Origin of the sequence: Streptosporangium jomthongense (genome assembly GCF_042650425.1) — a bacterium.
Taxonomy (GTDB): domain Bacteria; phylum Actinomycetota; class Actinomycetes; order Streptosporangiales; family Streptosporangiaceae; genus Streptosporangium.
The window spans coordinates 217,264-233,781 of the sequence record NZ_JBHSBC010000004.1; the positions used below are offsets into that span (position 1 = coordinate 217,264).

At 70.5% G+C, this 16,518-nt stretch carries 16 protein-coding genes; 5 read left to right on the plus strand and 11 right to left on the minus strand.

The window, feature by feature from the left end; translation table 11 throughout:
- The 4 genes from ACFOYY_RS07185 (at nucleotide 1) to secY (ending at nucleotide 4,154) form a co-directional block, all read left to right on the plus strand.
- Entirely contained in the window at nucleotides 1-228 is a 228-nt protein-coding gene (locus ACFOYY_RS07185; protein ID WP_352011216.1) for a hypothetical protein, read from the plus strand.
- A gap of 21 nt (nucleotides 229-249) precedes the next feature.
- Nucleotides 250-1,452, plus strand: a complete 1,203-nt coding sequence (locus ACFOYY_RS07190) for a radical SAM protein (RefSeq protein WP_362781589.1) — start codon at nucleotides 250-252, stop codon at nucleotides 1,450-1,452.
- On the plus strand, nucleotides 1,449-2,630 hold the full coding sequence (locus tag ACFOYY_RS07195) for a cupin domain-containing protein (RefSeq protein WP_386188765.1): 1,182 nt from the start codon (nucleotides 1,449-1,451) through the stop codon (nucleotides 2,628-2,630). The genes ACFOYY_RS07190 and ACFOYY_RS07195 overlap by 4 nt, the downstream gene beginning before the upstream one ends.
- A gap of 201 nt (nucleotides 2,631-2,831) precedes the next feature.
- Nucleotides 2,832-4,154 carry a preprotein translocase subunit SecY gene (secY, locus tag ACFOYY_RS07200; RefSeq protein WP_386188767.1) on the plus strand — a complete coding sequence of 441 codons (1,323 nt, stop codon included), beginning with the start codon at nucleotides 2,832-2,834 and terminating at the stop codon, nucleotides 4,152-4,154.
- On the opposite strand, the gene ACFOYY_RS07205 is transcribed toward secY, so the two are convergent.
- From ACFOYY_RS07205 to ACFOYY_RS07245, 9 genes are all read right to left on the minus strand, one after another.
- Entirely contained in the window at nucleotides 4,129-4,800 is a 672-nt protein-coding gene (locus ACFOYY_RS07205) for a response regulator transcription factor (RefSeq protein ID WP_362781585.1), read from the minus strand. The genes secY and ACFOYY_RS07205 overlap by 26 nt on opposite strands.
- Entirely contained in the window at nucleotides 4,797-5,834 is a 1,038-nt protein-coding gene (locus ACFOYY_RS07210; protein ID WP_386188769.1) for a sensor histidine kinase, read from the minus strand. Before ACFOYY_RS07210 ends, ACFOYY_RS07205 begins: the two co-directional genes overlap by 4 nt.
- Nucleotides 5,835-5,909: 75 nt before the next feature.
- A complete protein-coding gene (locus ACFOYY_RS07215; RefSeq protein WP_352011222.1) occupies nucleotides 5,910-6,386 on the minus strand; it encodes a Pycsar system effector family protein in 477 nt (158 codons plus the stop codon).
- 100 nt (nucleotides 6,387-6,486) lie between these two features.
- Nucleotides 6,487-7,908: a hypothetical protein gene (locus ACFOYY_RS07220; RefSeq protein WP_386188771.1), complete on the minus strand. Its 1,422-nt coding sequence runs from the start codon at nucleotides 7,906-7,908 to the stop codon at nucleotides 6,487-6,489.
- A 1-nt stretch (nucleotide 7,909) separates the two neighbouring features.
- Nucleotides 7,910-9,187 (minus strand): OmpA family protein, encoded by a 1,278-nt coding sequence (locus ACFOYY_RS07225; RefSeq protein WP_386188773.1) that lies wholly within the window; start codon nucleotides 9,185-9,187, stop codon nucleotides 7,910-7,912.
- Nucleotides 9,184-10,074, minus strand: coding sequence for a hypothetical protein (locus ACFOYY_RS07230; protein ID WP_352011225.1), 891 nt, complete (start codon nucleotides 10,072-10,074; stop codon nucleotides 9,184-9,186). The genes ACFOYY_RS07225 and ACFOYY_RS07230 overlap by 4 nt, the downstream gene beginning before the upstream one ends.
- Nucleotides 10,071-12,248 (minus strand): hypothetical protein, encoded by a 2,178-nt coding sequence (locus tag ACFOYY_RS07235; RefSeq protein ID WP_386188775.1) that lies wholly within the window; start codon nucleotides 12,246-12,248, stop codon nucleotides 10,071-10,073. Before ACFOYY_RS07235 ends, ACFOYY_RS07230 begins: the two co-directional genes overlap by 4 nt.
- Entirely contained in the window at nucleotides 12,245-13,027 is a 783-nt protein-coding gene (locus tag ACFOYY_RS07240; RefSeq protein ID WP_386188777.1) for a hypothetical protein, read from the minus strand. Before ACFOYY_RS07240 ends, ACFOYY_RS07235 begins: the two co-directional genes overlap by 4 nt.
- A 143-nt stretch (nucleotides 13,028-13,170) precedes the next feature.
- A complete protein-coding gene (locus ACFOYY_RS07245; RefSeq protein WP_352011228.1) occupies nucleotides 13,171-13,884 on the minus strand; it encodes a Crp/Fnr family transcriptional regulator in 714 nt (237 codons plus the stop codon).
- A 195-nt stretch (nucleotides 13,885-14,079) separates the two neighbouring features.
- On the opposite strand from ACFOYY_RS07245, the gene ACFOYY_RS07250 reads away from it, so the two are divergent.
- On the plus strand, nucleotides 14,080-14,553 hold the full coding sequence (locus ACFOYY_RS07250; protein WP_386188779.1) for a DnaJ family domain-containing protein: 474 nt from the start codon (nucleotides 14,080-14,082) through the stop codon (nucleotides 14,551-14,553).
- A 152-nt stretch (nucleotides 14,554-14,705) separates the two neighbouring features.
- On the opposite strand, the gene ACFOYY_RS07255 is transcribed toward ACFOYY_RS07250, so the two are convergent.
- Together ACFOYY_RS07255 and ACFOYY_RS07260 are read right to left on the minus strand one after the other, a co-directional pair.
- Entirely contained in the window at nucleotides 14,706-15,755 is a 1,050-nt protein-coding gene (locus ACFOYY_RS07255; protein ID WP_352011230.1) for an aldo/keto reductase, read from the minus strand.
- Nucleotides 15,756-15,847: 92 nt separating this feature from the next.
- On the minus strand, nucleotides 15,848-16,516 hold the full coding sequence (locus tag ACFOYY_RS07260) for a response regulator (RefSeq protein ID WP_386188782.1): 669 nt from the start codon (nucleotides 16,514-16,516) through the stop codon (nucleotides 15,848-15,850).
- Nucleotides 16,517-16,518 lie beyond the last annotated feature (2 nt).

The window sequence follows — 16,518 nt, forward strand, 5'->3', positions numbered from 1 at the left end:
ATGCCGGATGCGAATGAAGAAAAAGTATCGGAGGGTCGGTCGACGATTTCCGTCGAGGGCCGTAAAATCCTCGGAGAAAGCATCCTGAACGGAATCATCGCGCCGGGTGAGGTAATCGCGGGCTCCCTCGACTACAACCAGCACGGCGGTAATTACTCGCAGCGTGGCGGAGGCAACTACACCCAGGGCGGCGGCGGGAATTACGACCAGGCCCCGCTGCAGAAGTAGGCCCGCGCGGTGGTGGACAGGGTGGTCCGGCCGGCATGGAGCCCGGCGGAGCCGGGCTCCATTGAGGCGCTCCAGGTCGTCTACAAGGTGGCCGAACGGTGCAACATCAACTGCACGTACTGCTACTACTTCAACATGGGCGAGGAGACGGCGTTCGACAGGCCTTCACTCGCCTCCGCCGACGTCACGGAGGCGCTGGCCCACTGGATCGCCCAAGGCTGTGAGGAGCTGCGCATTCCGTGCGCGAAGATCGCCTTCCACGGCGGCGAACCGACCCTCATCGGGGTCAGAAGGTTCGCTGAGGCGTGCCGGCTCCTCCGGGAGGTCATCGAACCGGTCGCGACCGTCCTGCTGAGCATCCAGACGAACGGCACGCTGCTCGATGACCAGTGGATCGCGGCCTTCGCCGAGCACGGCGTCGCCGTGGGTGTCAGCATCGACGGGCCGCGGACGGTCAACGACCGCTTCCGCCTTGACCGGCATGGTCGTTCGAGCTTCAGCCGGACGGAGGACGCGATCCGGCGACTCGTCGAGGCCCATGGGCCCGGGAGTCCGCTGCCGTCGACCGTCAGCGTCATGCACAGCGGGAACGACTACCGCGAGGTCTACCGCTACCTGCGGGCACTGGGCGTGCGGAACATGACCTTCCTGCTTCCCGACAGGAACGCCGATGACGTCGAGTTCGTCTCCTCGGGTGCGGCGAAGCAGTACGGTTCGTGCCTCTCGGATCTCTTCCACGAATGGTTCAGCGAAGACAACACGGACGTGCACATCCGCTTCGTCGACCAGTTGCTCGACCACTTCCGGCCGGACGTGGCCCCCGGCCAGGCGTTCTGTCGGCCGCGCAAGGAGAACCAGGTCGTCATCGCGCGCAGCGACGGCACCGTCGCGATCGACGACACGTTCATCCCGGCACTGGGCTGGTACACCGGGACGCCGGTGTACTCCACCGCAGAAACCAGCCTGCGCGAATTTCTCGCCGAACCGGTCTTCCTGGAGGTCGAGGAGACCTTCAACACCTTGCCCGAAGGATGTGCCGGGTGCCGGTGGCGTCATGTCTGCCGCGGTGGCGACCTGGAGAACCGCTTCTCGAAGCGGAACGGGTTCGACAATCCGTCGGTGTACTGCGACGCCTACAAGGTGATGTACCAGTACGTGTGCGACGAGCTGGTGCGCAACGGCTATCCCGGTGAACTGATCACGGCGAAGTTTGGGAACGCATGACCGTCGAATTCACGCTGGCCCGGTTGCTCCAGCCACTCACGGTGGAGACCTTCCTGCAGAAGGTGTGGGGCATCACGCACTACCACGTCGAACGCGACCGCGAAGACTACTTCGGCAGCCTGTTCGACCCGGCAGCCGTCGAGGACGTCCTGGAGATCGTCCGGCCGGAACCGTCGACTGTGACGGTCGTGCGGGAGAACGACCGCAGGAGCCCCGACTCCTACAGGTTCGCCGACGGCACCATTGACCTCGTCCGGATCCGCAACGACTTCGCAGACGGCCACACGATCGTCATCAACGGCGTCGAGCGTCACGTGCCCACCGTCGCCTCACTGGCCCACAGCCTTGAGGTCGAGCTGAACTTCGAGACACAGGTCAACGCCTACATCACGCCGCCCGGATCGCGAGGCTTCCTCCCTCATTACGACGACCACGACGTGCTGGTCCTCCAGGTCCAGGGATCCAAAACCTGGCACGTCCACGACGACGCCGACGTGCCGCCGCACAAGATGCGACGCCGGGAGAAGGTCGTCGTGTCCGACCTCCCGGCACCGGCCGTCCTGCGACTGAACGCGGGGGACGCGCTGTACCTCCCGCGCGGCCGCGTCCACGCCGCCACGGCCAACGCCGAGCCGTCCATCCACCTGACCGTCGGGATCCACGCACCGACCGTGCTGAAGCTCGTCACCGAGGCACTTGAGGCGCTGAGTTACCGGGACGACCGCGTCCTCGCCCAGTTGCCACCGCGGCACGTTGACGACGTGGGCGTCCGTGCGAGCCTCGACGACCTCCTGCGCGACGTGGCCAGGGCCATCGAGGACCCGGCCGTCATGGCCGAAGGTTTCGGGGCTCTGGGGGACGCCCTGGTCCGGCGTGGCCGATGCCGGCCCGTCGGGCAGTTGGTCCCCAACGCCGTCGAGGCTCCCCGGATCGACGGACGGACCCGTGTGGTCAGGTATCAGCCGCTCTACTCACGTGTACTGATGATGACGGACGGCGTCGCGCTACAGTTCGCGCAGTCGCTGGTGAGCGCCGACGCGGACCATCGGGCCGCGATGCTGTTCCTGTCGAGGAGCACCGAGCCGTTCGAGGTGCGCGATCTGCCGGAGCTGTCCGAGGCGAAGCAGATCGAGTTGGCCCGCACGCTCGTCGTGGACGGGTTCCTCGTGCGGCTGTGACCGTCAGGTCTCGCGGGCGCGGCGGGTGTTCTCCCGGCACAGCCGATGGACCGGCCACTGTTTGCGACGGCCTCCCCCGATCGTCTCCACCGCTGATTTCCGCACTCAGACCTCTCTCGGTCCGGCATACGCGGATTCGCGTACGGCGAAGCCTCCGGTGGGCGGATGCCCGGCCGACGGCCCCGGAGGAAGACTCGGCGCATGCCGACCCTCCTCATCCGAGCCTTCCGTGTGCCGGAACTCAGGAAGAAGATCCTGTTCACGCTGGCGATCATCGCGCTGTTCCGGTTCGGGCAGATCCTCCCGGCGCCGGGGGTGGACGTGGACGCGGTGCGCTCCTGCCTGAGCGGCGCCCGGGGCGGGATCCTGGACGCGGTGCAGCTGTTCAGCGGCGGGGCGATGCTGAAGCTGTCGGTCTTCGCGCTGGGAATCATGCCGTCGATCGTCGCCGCGATCGTGATCCAGCTGCTCACGGTGACGGTTCCCCGGCTGCAGGCGCTCAAGAAGGAGGGGCAGCAGGGGCAGACGAAGATCACCCAGTACACCCGGTACCTGACGATCGCGCTCGCCGTACTGGACGCCTCGACCGTCGTCTCACTGGCCCGTACGGGCCGGATCTTCCCCACCTGCGGGCGGCAGCTCCTGCGGGACCAGGGGATGCTGACGACGATGGTGATCGTGGTCACGCTGGTCGCGGGGGCGTCCATGATCATGTGGCTGGGCGAGCTGGTCACCGAACGGGGGATCGGGAACGGCATGTCCATCCTGATCTTCACGCAGGTGGTCGCCGTCTTCCCGTCCTACCTGTCGAACATCTTCGTGCTCAACCCGTTCGCGCTGGTCACGATGCTGGCCGCCGGGATCGTCCTGGTCGCCGCCGTGGTGTTCGTCGAGCAGGCGCAGCGGCGCGTCCCGGTCCAGTACGCCAAGCGGGCGGTCGGCCGCAGGATGTACGGCGGGACCTCGACCTACCTGCCGCTCAAGGTCAACCAGGCCGGGATCACCCCCGTCATCTTCACCTCGTCGCTGCTGTTCCTGCCGCAGCTGGTGGCGCAGTTCACCGGCGGCACGGGGCCCGTCGCGGCCTGGATCGAGCGCTATCTCACCTCCGGCGACCACCCCGTCTACGTGACGGCCTACCTGCTGCTGACCGTCGCCTTCACCTACTTCTACGTCTCGGTCACCTTCGACCCGGTCGAGGTGGCCGACAACATGAAGCGTTACTCCGGGTTCGTGCCCGGCATCCGTCCCGGACGGCCGACCGCGGACTATCTGGCGTTCGTGCTGTCACGGCTGACCGCGCCCGGCGCCGCCTACCTGGCCGTGCTGTCGCTGATCCCGATCGTCGCGTTCGTCCTGCTGCGCGACCCGGGGACCCAGCAGAACTTCCCGTTCGGCGGGACGACCCTGCTCATCATGGTCGGTGTCGGCCTTGAGACGGTCAAACAGATCGAGGCGCAGCTCGAACAGCGCGCCTACCGGGGCTTCCTCAAAGACCTCAGGGGGACGCCAGCCCGGACCTGACCGCGAAGACGACGAGCTGCGCGCGGTCCCTGGCGCGCAGCTTGACCATGGCGCGGCTGACGTGGGTGCGGACGGTCTCCGGGCTGATGACCAGTTCGGCGGCGATCTCGTCGTTCGACCGGCCGGTGGCGACCCAGGCGACCATCTCGCGTTCCCTCGGGGTGAGGGTGTCGATCCCCTCGACCGGGGCGGCGTCGTGCCGGCCGAACAGGCCGATGACCTTCCTGGTGACCGAGGGGGACAGCAGGGCCTCTCCCGAGGCGACGACCCTGATGGCGCGGGTCAGCTCCTCGGGCGCGCTGTCCTTGAGGACGAACCCGCTGGCACCCGCCTGGAGCGCGGCGAAGACGTAGGTGTCGACCTCGAAGGTCGTGACGACGACCACCCTGGTCGCGGCCAGCCCGGGGTCGGCGGCGATGGCCCGCAGCGTTTCGAGGCCGTCCATGCCCGGCATCCGGATGTCCAGCAGGAGCACGTCGGGACGCGTCTCACCGAGCAGCCGCAGCGCCCCGGCGCCGTCGGCGGCCTCCCCGGCGAACTCCAGGTCGGGTTCGCGCTCGATGAGCGCCCGCAGCCCCATCCGTACGACGGCCTGGTCGTCGGCGAGCGCCACCCGGATCGGCGCCGTGCCCGCGCGCTCGTTCATACGACCCTGGGCGGGAGGCCGACCTTGATGGCGTCCGTTCCCTGCGGGAAGTGGGCCATGACGTGGAAGCCGCCGTCCTCCCGGGGGCCGGCCTCGAACGAGCCACCGGCCCGGACCACCCTGGCCCGCATCCCGGTCAGCCCGCGCCCCTCGACGGGCGTGCCCGCCGTACCGGCCGGTGCGCCCGCCGTACCGGAACCCCGGTCGAGGACCTCGACGCGCAGGCCGTCCCGGTCGTGCGCGATCCTGACGACGGCCTGGGTGGGACCGGCGTGGCGCAGCACGTTGGTCAGCGACTCACGCACCACCCGGTAGACCACGTCCTCAAGCTGCGGCGGGACGTACGGCCTGGCGGGCTCGACCGTGACGGCGAGCCCCGCGGCCCGCACCCCGGCGAACAACTCCGGCAGGTCGTGACCGGAGGGCCCCGACTCGACGAGGTCGAGTGCGGAGCGGAGCTGGCCGAGTGCCCGTGTGCTGGTCGCGCGGATGGCCTCAAGCGACTCGCGGACCTGGTCGGGGTGTTCGTCGAACATCAGCAGGGCGAGCCCGGCCTGCATGGCGATGGTCGCCAGGCCGTGCCCCGCCGCGTCGTGCACCTCTCCGGCGATGCGTGCCCGCTCCCCGGCGATCAGCCGGGCCAGGTCTCCCTCGGCCCCGGCCTTCCCTGCCCCCGGCCCCTCGGCCTCCCCGGTGCAGGGTTCCTCGGCGCAGGGCGGGACCGGTGGCGGTGGTTTGACCAGCGTCGGCGGAGGCGCGGCGGGCGCGGCGGGCGCGGCGGCGAGGGTCCACGCCGTCCCCACGGCTGCGGGCCGTACGGCGGGGGCGGCGGGGGCGTCCATGTCCTGGACGCCGGTGGTCAGGCCCCTGGCCTGGGTCAGGCCGCTGGACGGCCACGGGATGGCCAGCCAGCCGACCCAGGCCAGTGTGAGGATGACCGGCAGGTCACGCAGCCGCCCCAGCCGGGACAGCGCCGTCGCGGCGGCCACGAAAGAGCCACGTGGACGGTGTTCCTGAGGCGTGTGCTCGGTCACCGTCCCCCCTCGGGTCTCCCCCAGCACAGGGCATATCCCTCTGATCCTAACCATTACCGGCCCGGGGTGTGGGGTTCAAAGTGTGGCCGTGACGACGGTCAGGACGCCGCTCAGCACCGAGACGGCCAGGCACCACAGGGCGAGCTGGATCAACCGGTACTTCGTGGAGACGATATGGCTGATCGTGTGGATCTGGTCGGTGAGCCGTCCCAGCTCGTCGGGGGACGGCCCTTCGAGCGAGGCGCGCAGAGCCTCGGGGCCGGAGTGCGCGACCACGTCCCCGAAGTAGGCGTTGACGAACGGGCGGCGCAACCCGATCCGCCTCGGATACAGGGCCATCAACAGCATCGTGACCGACAGGAAGGCCGCCCCCGCCGCGGTCCAGCGCAACCACGGCCAGGAGGCCCCCCACGACCCGTTCACGACGCCGTTCACCATGTCGCCGACCACACCGCTGACCGCGATACCGATGGCCCCCAGCAGAATCGACGCCTTGGTGTCGGCCCTGTTCACCTCCTCGCGGGTCTCGGCCAGGATCGCCGTCGCCCGCATCCGCGCGTCCGGTGCCTCACTCCGGGCCCGAGCCGACCGAACCGCCCAAGCCACCGGCCCGGTCCGCGGCCTGGCCTCCGCTCCCGTCCGCCGCGAACGCCTAGTCCTCACGTTCCCCCTCCCCCATCCGGCCGGTCGAATCCGTCCGGTCCGCCGATGCCGTACGGCCCGCCGGTGTCCCGCTCCACTGGGCCGTCAGCCGGCCGCGTACCTCGGCGAACTCCCGCTCCAGTTCCCCCGGCTCGTACCTGCGCAGGACCTCCTGCACCTCCCGCAACGCGCCGTACTCCGGGACGGGGCCGGCCACCCCGGAGAGCTCGTCCCCGATCCACTCCGGCAACGGTGGCTCCCCCTCGGTCCCGCCGGAACCCCGGTCGGCCCTCCTGGAACCGGGGACGAACACCGGGGGCAGTTCCCCGGCCTTGCCGTGGAACCCCCGGGCGTAGGTGATGAACCGGTAGGCCTCGCCGTACCGTTCGATGACCCCGGCCACGAGGTCGTCGCGCATGGCCCGCAGGTCGCTCCAGGCCGTGACGTGCAGGCGCAGCCTCCCGCCCGCGCGCCGTACCAGAGTCCGCTCCGACCTGCGGGCCCGCGCCAGGCGGCGCCGTACCTCGGACTCCCGGGTGACGTAGGGGTCATGGGCGGCGACCTTCACCGCGATCGCGCAGAGCGACAGCGTCACGACCAGGACTGCCACGAAGTCCGCCGGGAGGGGCAACCTGCCTCCCGCGTTCACGTCCACCACCCGGAACAGCGCCCACAGGGCGGCGACCACGAGCAGCAGCGCGGGCAGGACCAGGCGCAACACCCACAGACCGAGGTTCGCGAACAACCGTGCCGCCCCGCCCCTGCTCTCCCGGCGTTCCTCGTGCGTACGTCTGGCCTGGTAGACGGCCTTGCCGAGGGTGGTCCCCGCGATGACCATGCCGAGTGTCAGCACGACACCGGGAAGCAGGGTGATCACCTGCTCCAGGAGGGAGACCGCCCGGTTGCCGACGAGCCGCTGGAAGACCCCCTGGAAGTACCAGGTGTCGAAGGCTCCGGCCGCGACGATCGCCGGCCACGCGACCACCCGAAGCCACATCGGGGGCCGGACCTTCCTGTCCGCCATGACGTCGTCGAGCCGTTCCCGTTCCCTTACGGCCCGCGTCAGCGCGCCCTCGTCGGCGAACGCCCTCAGCTCGCCCAGGGCGACCGTGGCCTCCCCGTGGGTCTTGATGAGCCTGCGCCGCCCCAGCGCCATGGGGTCGAGGTGCCGGTGCAGATGCCGTACGGCACGGCCCTTGGCGGTCAGCAGCGCGTGCATCTCCACGCTGTCGAGCTGGTCGGGCTCCCGCTCGGGGGTGACGGCGAGGTAGCGGTCGAAGTTGCGCTGCCAGCAGTCGCAGCCGTGGTGGCACAGATGTACCTCACGGGTGTCCAGCGGGGGAGGCGCCGTCTTCTCCGACACGACACGGCCCTGGATGACCGTCTCATCCCCGGAATGGGAGTGAGCGCCGTTCGTGTAAGCGTCGTCCATGTCAGCCACGCACCCTGTAGACGATCTCGACGCGCCGGTTGCACGCCTTGGTGTCCTCCGCACTCGGAGAGGGACAGTTCCCCGCGACCTCTCCCCGCCCCTCGGTGCGGACGCCGCGCAGGCCCGCCTGTCGCAGGACGTCGCCGACGGCCCGCGCCCTGCGCCGGGAGAGGTCCTCGTTGTAGGTGGTGCCGCCCCGGTCGTCGGCGTATCCCGCCACCCTGACCGACTCGGGCGCCTGCCCGGCCAGTTCGTCGGCGAACCGTGTGAGCAGTTCCCGCCCACTCGCGTGGAGCACCGCGGACCCGGTCGGGAAGAGCAGGTCCTCCGGGAGGACCTTCTTCACGAACGGGTCGGGGGCCCGTTCCGTGGAGGAGAAGGCGATGACCGGGTCGGCGACGCTCACGGGAACGCCCGGGGTCCCCTGGGCGGGGTCCGTGGGGCGACCGTCGGCGATCCGGCACGGGTGGGCGCCCGTCGCGGCGCACAGCCCGCTCCACAGGCTGGTCAGCCACTTCCTGTGGCTCTGCCGTGGCTGCGGCCTGTCCGCTCCCGGGTGGCCGAGCCATGGCATCTCCACCCGCCATCCCCGCAGGTCCGGCACGGCCCGCTGCCCCTGGCAGGCCCGGACGATCCTGCCGACGATGGTGAGGTCCCGCATGGCGGTCCGTTCCAGGGAGGCGCACCCCTGTGTCGACAGGCCGTCGGTGGCCACCACGAGCCGGTGTTCGGCGTCCGGCGCGGTCGCCGGGGCGCGGTCGACGTCGAGCGCCCCGAGGACGGCGCTGCCCGGTTCGCGGGGCGGGGACGCGGCGGCGCGGCCGACGGCGTCCCTGAGGCAGTCGCCCACGTTGAGTGCGTAGGAGGAGCGGTAGCCGTCCGCCGTGGCGGTGAGGTGGGGCAGCAGGAGGTCGCCGACGACCCATTCGACCGACCCCTCCCCGTCGAACGCGCCGATCCTGATCCTCGCCGGGGTGGGGAGGCGTGTGTTCGGGAACGTGACGGCGTCGCCGACGGCCGTGCCCTCGCCGCCGAAGACGGCCCGGTACCAGTCCCACGCCCTGCCCTGCCCGTCACGGGCCGAGGCGCTACGGTCCACGAGGAGAACGAGGTCCAGCCGGGCCTGGGCGGCGTCGGCGGCCTGTTCGCCGAGCCACCGGCACGCCTGGCCTGACGTTCCCCCGCCCGGCGCCTGGGCCGTCTGGCCGAGCAGGCCGCCGACCGAGCATCCCGTGACGGCCGTCATCGCCGTGACCGCGAGCAGGTGACGCGCCTTCATCGCTCCTCCAGCCAGGGCAGGTCGGAGGCGGGGGGCGGGACGGGCACGCCGAGCCGTTCCAGGGCGATCCGCAGCACGCCGTCGCTGGCCGCGACGAGGTCGAACACGTCCACGCTCTGCTGGGCGGCGACGACCTGTTTGACGACGTCCAGGAAGCTCTGCGCGTCCTGCCTGCGCTCCTCGACCATCGTCGTCATGACCCCGGCGACCTCCCTCGGGCTCTCGGCGAGCCGTACGGCGAAGCGCGCGGTCCAGTCCTCCATGCCCTCCGTGAGGAAGCCCCGCCAGGCGTCGCGGGCCTGTGTCATGTTGGCCATGATCATCGCATCGATCTCCGCCTTCGCCTGGATCTCCAGGAGCACCCGGCCGAGCTGTTTGCGCAGTTCACGAACCTCCTCGGTGAGGCCGACCTTGGCCTTGACGGTCGCGGTGATCGTCACGTCGTCGCACTGGTGCGGCGGGCGGGCGAACTCGACCGTGAGGGCCTCGTTGACCGCCTCCTCCGCCTCACCGGGCAGGTACGGTTCGAACCGTCGGGCGACGCGCCGGATGACCTCCTCCGCGCGCTCGTGGATCTTCGGCCGTTCGGCGGCGATGTCGGCCTTGAGCCCCGTCGTGGTGCGGCCGTCACCCGAGGTCACACACCAGGCGACCGTGACGACGACCTGGAAGGAGAAGGCGTCCCCACGGGCGGGGACGGTGAGCTCCAGCGGGGCGTCCCGTTCGTGCAGGCCCTGCTCGTCGTAGATGGAGTGCGGCGCGGGCGGGGGCTGGAAGAACCGGCGCACCGAGCCGATCGGACCGTCCTCCCCGTCCTTCCAGGGGTGGGCGATGCCGGCGGCCGCGCGGCGGGGGAGCCTTCCGAGGAGCCGGTACACGAATCTCATGAGCCTTCCGTCCTTTTCATGTGGTGGTCCAGGCGGTGGTAGAGGGGGATGTCGACGATCCGCCGCAGGTACCAGTGGCGCAGGTGGAAGCGGAGCGGCCCGCGCAGGTGGTGGTGTCCGGCCGCCTCGAAGACGGCCTCGACGACCGGCCGCACTCCGGGCGTCGTGCCCCAGTTGGCGACCCACTCGGCGAAGACATCCCAGGCGGCGCGGATCGGACTACCCGTGACGCCCGTCGGCCTCCGGGCGAACAGCCCGCATCTGAGGGCGTTTCCCCACAGGGTGACGAGGTGTTCCCGCGCCCAGCCGTGTTCCTCGCCGGTGAACTCCGTGAGCAGCAGTCTGCAGGTGTCGTTCTCCACTCCTGAGGCCAGCCGGGTCAGGGCGAGCGCGGCCGTACGGCGCAGCCCTGGATGGCCGCCGACGGCCCACTCCGCCAGCTCGGAGAGGATCTTGGACGCTGTCCCGGGGCCGTAGATCTCCATGAGTGTCCGCGAGACGGCGTCCTGGGTCGTGGGGCGCGAGGAGCGCAGCGCGATCTGCCTGAGGGCGGGCAGCGCCCGGTCGATCTGTTCGACGCCGACGCCGAGGCCGTACGCCCTGGCGACGATGGCCTGCTTCGCCGCGCTTCCCGCGGCCCACTCGCGCAGCCGGTCGAGCAGCCGGGGCACGACGTGCGGGGACAGCAGTGCCGCCTCGATGGCCCAGGCCGCGAGCCAGTGGTCGCGGGTCCTGCCGGAGACGCTCCAGCGGCGCAGGAACTCACCGTCGATGACGTCGAAGTCGTAGGTGGCGAGCCTGCCGATGGCGTGGGCGGCCTTGATGCGGACCGCCTGGTCGGGATGTTCACACAGCCGTCCCAGCCAGGCGAGCAGGGCCTCCCTGATCGTCGGGTGCTCCTGCCAGGCGACTTCGAGCACGACGGAGGCCATGGAGGAACGGCTCAGCCGGATCCGGCTGCCCTGGCCGTGCTCGTCCGGCACCTGGGACGCCTGGGCGTAGCTCACCCACTCCGACAGCGCGTCCCACGACTCGGGATCGACGAGCACGTGGTCGGGGTCGGCGAGGATCTCGGTGAGCCGGAGTGCCGCCCGCGTGATCGTCACCGAGGGCAGTTCGTTCAGCACGGCCACTCCGAGCAGGAAGCAACGCCGCCGTACGTCGTGCTCGGGGGAGAGCAGGGCGCAGACCTGGGCGCGCAGCCTGCGCGGTTGCCCCGCGAGCGCGTTGTCGAGCCCGCCGCCCCCGCGCAGGGCCTCCGCGACGTCCTTGGCGAGCTGTACGGCGTCAGCGAGGGCGCAGCCCTCCTTCAGGTGCTCCTGGACGCCGTCGTGAGCGGTGACGTCCACCGGGGCGGCGCCGTCCAGCTCCCAGGACAGCCACCGTTCGAAGACCTGGCCGGGGGGTGGGGCGTCGTGGTCCACGGCCGACACGACGCCGGGGAACCCCTGGTCGACGAGGACCACGATCCTGGCGTTCCGCACGGCGGCGACGGCGGCGAGGTGCTGGAAGAGACCGTCCGCCGACGCGCGTGTCCACGCCCTGCCCGTGACGTCGAGGACGTAGCCGCCCTTCTCGTCGAGTTCCTCCCCCGTCAGGTCCAGCGGGTTGACGGAGTCGCGCACCCATCCGACGGGCGTCCCCTCCGTACGGCGGAACCCGAGCAACGCCATCCAGCCGGTGTCCCTGCGGCCGCTGCCCCGCCCGCCCCGCAGCGCGACGACCGGCTCGTCACGCAACAGTTCGGCAAGACGCCCGCACGAGACGGTCCTGACGTGCACCCGGTTGAGGAGTTCCCGCTGGCTCGGCGCGAGGTGGACGACGCCCCCGCGCCCCTCCTCCCCCTTGCCGCCGAAGAAGATCCGGTCGGCGTGGTAGATGTTTCCCGACCTGACCCGGTAGGCGCTCCCGGCGATCGCGTCGCGCCCGGCGCGCGGAGCCTCGCCGTAGAGGTCACGCAGGTTGGCCTCGCGCAGGTGCCGTTCCTCGTCCTCGGCGGCCATGCGCTCGCGCAGGGGAAGGTCGAGCTCGCCGTCCTCGTCCTCGATCTCTCTGGAGGTCTCAGCGCGTGCCTTCTCCGCCGGGGGTTCCTTGCCGGCCTTGGCGGGCTCGGGCTTCGCGGGCTCCTCCGGCGGCCTGTCGCCCGGCTCCTGGGGCGTGGGCTCGGCGCTCATCGTCCACCGTGTCCCGCGTCGAAGCGCATGTCGCCCTGGGACTGGTAGATGTTGCCGTTCTTGACGCGGTGCTGGTCGCCCATGATGACGTCACGCGCGGCGCCGAAGGGCTTCGTCGGGCGCGGGCCTTCCGCATCCCGCGCGGGGACCGGGTCGTCGTCGGCGGGTGGGTCGAAGGCGTCCAGCTCCCGCAGCTCGTGGACGTCGACGTTCGGCAGGTAGAGATAGGCCAGGAAACGCTGCCTCTTGACCTGGACCGTCACGGGACGGAACCGCACAGGGCGGGGGTGACCGTACCCCTGGGACAGGTAGTCGTCGAAGACCCGGTCGGAGACGATCAGGACGAGGTCGGCGGCCGGGCACACCCGCAGGGCCTCACAGGCCGCGGGCGCGTTGACCAGCCGGTTCACCTGTACGGCGTGCGGCCCCGGCACGCCCATCGGTCCGGCGGGGAGCACGGGCCCCACGTGCAGGGCGACGCGCAGCCGTACCCGGGTCCAGTTGTCGCCGTACTGCCTGCGGTTGTGCACGGCGAGGGCGACGTCGAGCTCACGCACGAAGGGGTCGGCCAGGTCGAGCACGGAGGCGGGCTCGGTCAGCACCGAGAACTCTCCGTCGCCGGACACCTGTCGCGACCAGCGCGGGCGTTCGAGCCTGGCCTCCCTGGCGGCGGTGTCGAGGAGATCCGCCAGGGTCGTCTGCAGGACGGCCTGTTCACCGGCGTTGCGTGAGCCGTAGTCCTCGATGTCGCCGGAAATCATCGCCCGATATTCAGGCATGACGGCTTCCGTCATCCGCTTCCCCTTTGTCAGATCGGCGTGTCCCTTTTCGGGAGCACGGCCAACGATGACGCCGGAAGCGCGAAAGGAAGCCCTATAAATATGGTTTCGGAGAAATATCCGGTGTCACCCGGAAACGATCATCAGTTCACCTCACTCAGCTCCGCGTACGTCATGAGGGAGTGACGGTCGAGAATGACGACCCTGCGGTGGCCGACCCTGACGAGGCCCCGGTCCGCCAGGCCCCGCAGCGCCTTGTGGACGGAGATCTCCTTGGCCCCGATGAGCGCGCCGAGCTCGGACTGCGACAGCCGTACCCCGATGTCCACCCCCTCGGCGCTCTCGCGGCCGTGCAGGCGGGCGAGATCGACGAGCACCCGGGCCAGGCACACGCCGACGCCGTAACCGGTGAAGTCGAGCCTGCGCCTGTTCGCCCAGCGCAGCCGGTCGCTCAGCATCGAGTTGAGCACCAACCCGGCGGAGGGGTGTTCGGCGAGATAGCCCAGAAAGGGGCGCTTACCGATGCGGATGACCATCGAACGCGCGCACGTCGTCACCGTCGCCGAACGGCTCGCCCCGTCCAGGACGGCCATCTCCCCGACAAGGTCACCGCCGATCCTGATGCCGAGAAGGGCCACGATCCCGTTCTCGACCGTGGCGGTGACCGTCACCAGCGCGTCGATCAGGAGGACCACGTGGTCACCGGGAGCCCCCTGGGCGAGCAGAACCTCCCCGGGCGGGCAGACCCTGGGTCTGCCCAGGCTGAGTAGCGAACGGCGATCCGCCTCCGCCAGTCGTGCAAGAAATGTCCCTTTAGGCCATGAACGGTCGGGACGACCGGACGGCTCGGAAACCATTGGCTCTCCGTGGGCGCCGACAAAGTACGGTCAACGCCAACCTAACACTCTCTTTCCGATGGCTCTTCGCACATGGTCAACATCGGGAAAATCCGCTTCCCGGATCTTGGACTCCTTCTTGGCCTCGGATCCAGGGCGGAACATCTGCCTGGTTATCCTCGGAAAAGAACACCGGCCGCGATACGGAGGTGCCCTGTGACAGAGCGCAAACCCCTCGGCGTCAGCTTCGAGACGTGGATCGACCGGCAGATCCGCGAGGCCACCGAACGCGGCGAGTTCGACAACCTGCCCGGTGCCGGCAAGCCCATCCCCGGCGGGGGCAAGCAGGACGACGAGATGTGGTGGATCAAGCGGAAGATGCAGGAGGAGAACCTCTCCTTCCCGCTGCCGGGGACGCTCGCCCTGCGCAAGGACGCCGAGGACTCCAGGGCGACGGCGGTGGACGCGCGCACCGAGGCCGAGGCCCGGAAGATCATCGACGAGCTCAACGCCCGCATCCGCGTCGCCCACGGCAAACCCCTGTCGGGGCCGCCGGTCTTCCAGCCGACCCTCGACGTCGAGGAGGTCCTCGCCGAGTGGCGCGAACGCCATCCCGTCGAGGACCTCCCGGCCTCCTCCGAACCCCCGACCCGGAGGAGACGCTCCTTCTTCCGCCGCGGGAAGGGCTGAACCCCCCCGCCGCCGGAGACCCCCACCGCGGGAACGGCCGAACCCCCGCCACGGAAGACTCCCGCCGCGGGAACGGCCGAACCTCGCCGCGGAAAACTTCCGTCGCGGGAGCAGCCGACCCCCCGCCACGGAACAGATCAGGACAGGACGGATCAGACCGCGGCGCGGTCGTCCGTCGTACGGCGGCGCAGCGCCACGTCGGTCAGCGCGGGCGGCTGCCAGGCCCCGTCCGGGTGGTAGACGTCGGTGCCGGGCGGCACGATCTCGTCGATCCGGTCGAGGGTCGCGTCGTCGAGGACGAGCGAGGCCCCCTTCAGCGTCGCGTCGAGCTGGGCGGGGGTCCGCGGCCCGATGATCACGGAGGTGACGGCCGGGTGCGCGGCGGGGAAGGCTACGGCCAGCTCGGGCAGCGTGCAGCCGAGTCCGTCGGCGACCTCGACGAGCTGCTCGACGACGTCGAGCTTGGTCGCGGTCAACGGCAGTGCGGGGTCGAAACGCGCGGGCGCCAGGGCGGCGCGACCCGTGGTGAGGTCGATGTCCTGCCCCTTGCGGTACTTGCCGCTCAGGAAGCCCCAGGCCAGCGGGCTCCAGGTGAGCGCCCCCATGCCCAGCCGCCGGCAGGTCGGCAGCACCGAGCGCTCCGCGCCCCTGGCCAGCAGCGAGTACGGCGGCTGCTCGGTCCTGAAGCGCATCAGCCCCCGGCGTTCGGCGACGTGGTAGGCCTCGACGACCTCCTCGGCGGGGAAGGACGAGCAGCCGAAGGCGCGGATCTTGCCCTGCCGTACGAGATCGCTCAGGACGGAGAGGGTCTCCTCGATGTCGGTCCTGTGGTCGGGGCGGTGGACCTGGTAGAGGTCGATCCAGTCGGTCCTCAGCCGCCTGAGGCTCTCCTCGACCTCCTTGACGATCCAGCGCCGGGAGTTGCCGCTCCGGTTGGGGCCCTCGCCCATCGGGAAGTGGACCTTGGTCGCGAGGACGACCTCGTCGCGGCGGCCGAGCAGCGCCTTGCCGACGATCTCCTCCGACTCGCCCGCCGAGTACATGTCGGCGGTGTCGACGAAGTTGACGCCCTGGTCGAGCGCGGTGTGGATCATCCGGACGCACTCGTCATGGTCGGGGTTTCCCACCGCGCCGAACATCATGGTGCCCAGACAGTGGACGCTCACCTCGATGCCGGTGCCGCCGAGAACGCGGTAGCGCACGGTCGTGCTCCTTCGATGGTCGTTTTCGGTGACCGGCACTCTAGGTGCTGGAGTCCACTCCAGGGCAAGCCGTGCCTCCTGGACCAAGCGGGTCACAGCAGCCCGGCGTCACGGACCTTCATCGCGACCTGGACGCGGTTCTCCACCCCGAGCTTGGCGAAGATCCGGGTGACGTTCGCCTTGACGGTCGCCACGCTCATGTGGAGGCGTTCGGCGATCTCGGTGTTCGAACCGCCCCGCGCCACCTCGACCGCCACCTCGCGCTCACGCTCGGTGAGCCTGTCCAGCTCCCGCCGCGCCCCCGCGTCATACGGGTCGTGCGGCCCCTGCGCGCCGTACGGCCCGCCGGTCGCGGCGGCGATCACCTGGTGGGTGACGCTCGGCGAGAGCACCGCCTCGCCCCGGGCGACGGCGCGGACCGCCTCGACCATCCGGGGCGGCGGCGTGTCCTTCAGCAGGAAGCCCGCGGCGCCGAGCCGCAACGCCCGCAACACCATGTCGTCGGCGTCGAAGGTGGTGAGCACGACGATCCTGGGGGCGTCCGGTTCGGACAGCAGCAGTTCGGTCGTGGTCAGCCCGTCCTGCTCGGGCATCCGGATGTCCATCAGCACGACGTCGGGTTCGAGGTCGCGGATCACGGCCATGGCCCGCAGGCCGTCCCCGGCCTCCCCGACGATCTCCAGGTCGGACTCGCCGCCGAGGATGAGCCGCAGCCCGGTGCGCACCATCGGGTCGTCGTCCACGATCACCAGCCGGATCACGG

Coding starts and splice junctions, on each gene's coding strand:
- ACFOYY_RS07185 (WP_352011216.1), top strand. CDS start 1: ATGCCGGATGCGAATGAAGAAAAAGTATCGGAGGGTCGGTCGACGATT.
- ACFOYY_RS07195 (WP_386188765.1), top strand. CDS start 1,449: ATGACCGTCGAATTCACGCTGGCCCGGTTGCTCCAGCCACTCACGGTG.
- secY (WP_386188767.1), top strand. CDS start 2,832: ATGCCGACCCTCCTCATCCGAGCCTTCCGTGTGCCGGAACTCAGGAAG.
- ACFOYY_RS07205 (WP_362781585.1), bottom strand. CDS start 4,800: ATGAACGAGCGCGCGGGCACGGCGCCGATCCGGGTGGCGCTCGCCGAC.
- ACFOYY_RS07215 (WP_352011222.1), bottom strand. CDS start 6,386: ATGCGGGCGACGGCGATCCTGGCCGAGACCCGCGAGGAGGTGAACAGG.
- ACFOYY_RS07220 (WP_386188771.1), bottom strand. CDS start 7,908: ATGGACGACGCTTACACGAACGGCGCTCACTCCCATTCCGGGGATGAG.
- ACFOYY_RS07225 (WP_386188773.1), bottom strand. CDS start 9,187: ATGAAGGCGCGTCACCTGCTCGCGGTCACGGCGATGACGGCCGTCACG.
- ACFOYY_RS07230 (WP_352011225.1), bottom strand. CDS start 10,074: ATGAGATTCGTGTACCGGCTCCTCGGAAGGCTCCCCCGCCGCGCGGCC.
- ACFOYY_RS07235 (WP_386188775.1), bottom strand. CDS start 12,248: ATGAGCGCCGAGCCCACGCCCCAGGAGCCGGGCGACAGGCCGCCGGAG.
- ACFOYY_RS07240 (WP_386188777.1), bottom strand. CDS start 13,027: ATGCCTGAATATCGGGCGATGATTTCCGGCGACATCGAGGACTACGGC.
- ACFOYY_RS07245 (WP_352011228.1), bottom strand. CDS start 13,884: ATGGTTTCCGAGCCGTCCGGTCGTCCCGACCGTTCATGGCCTAAAGGG.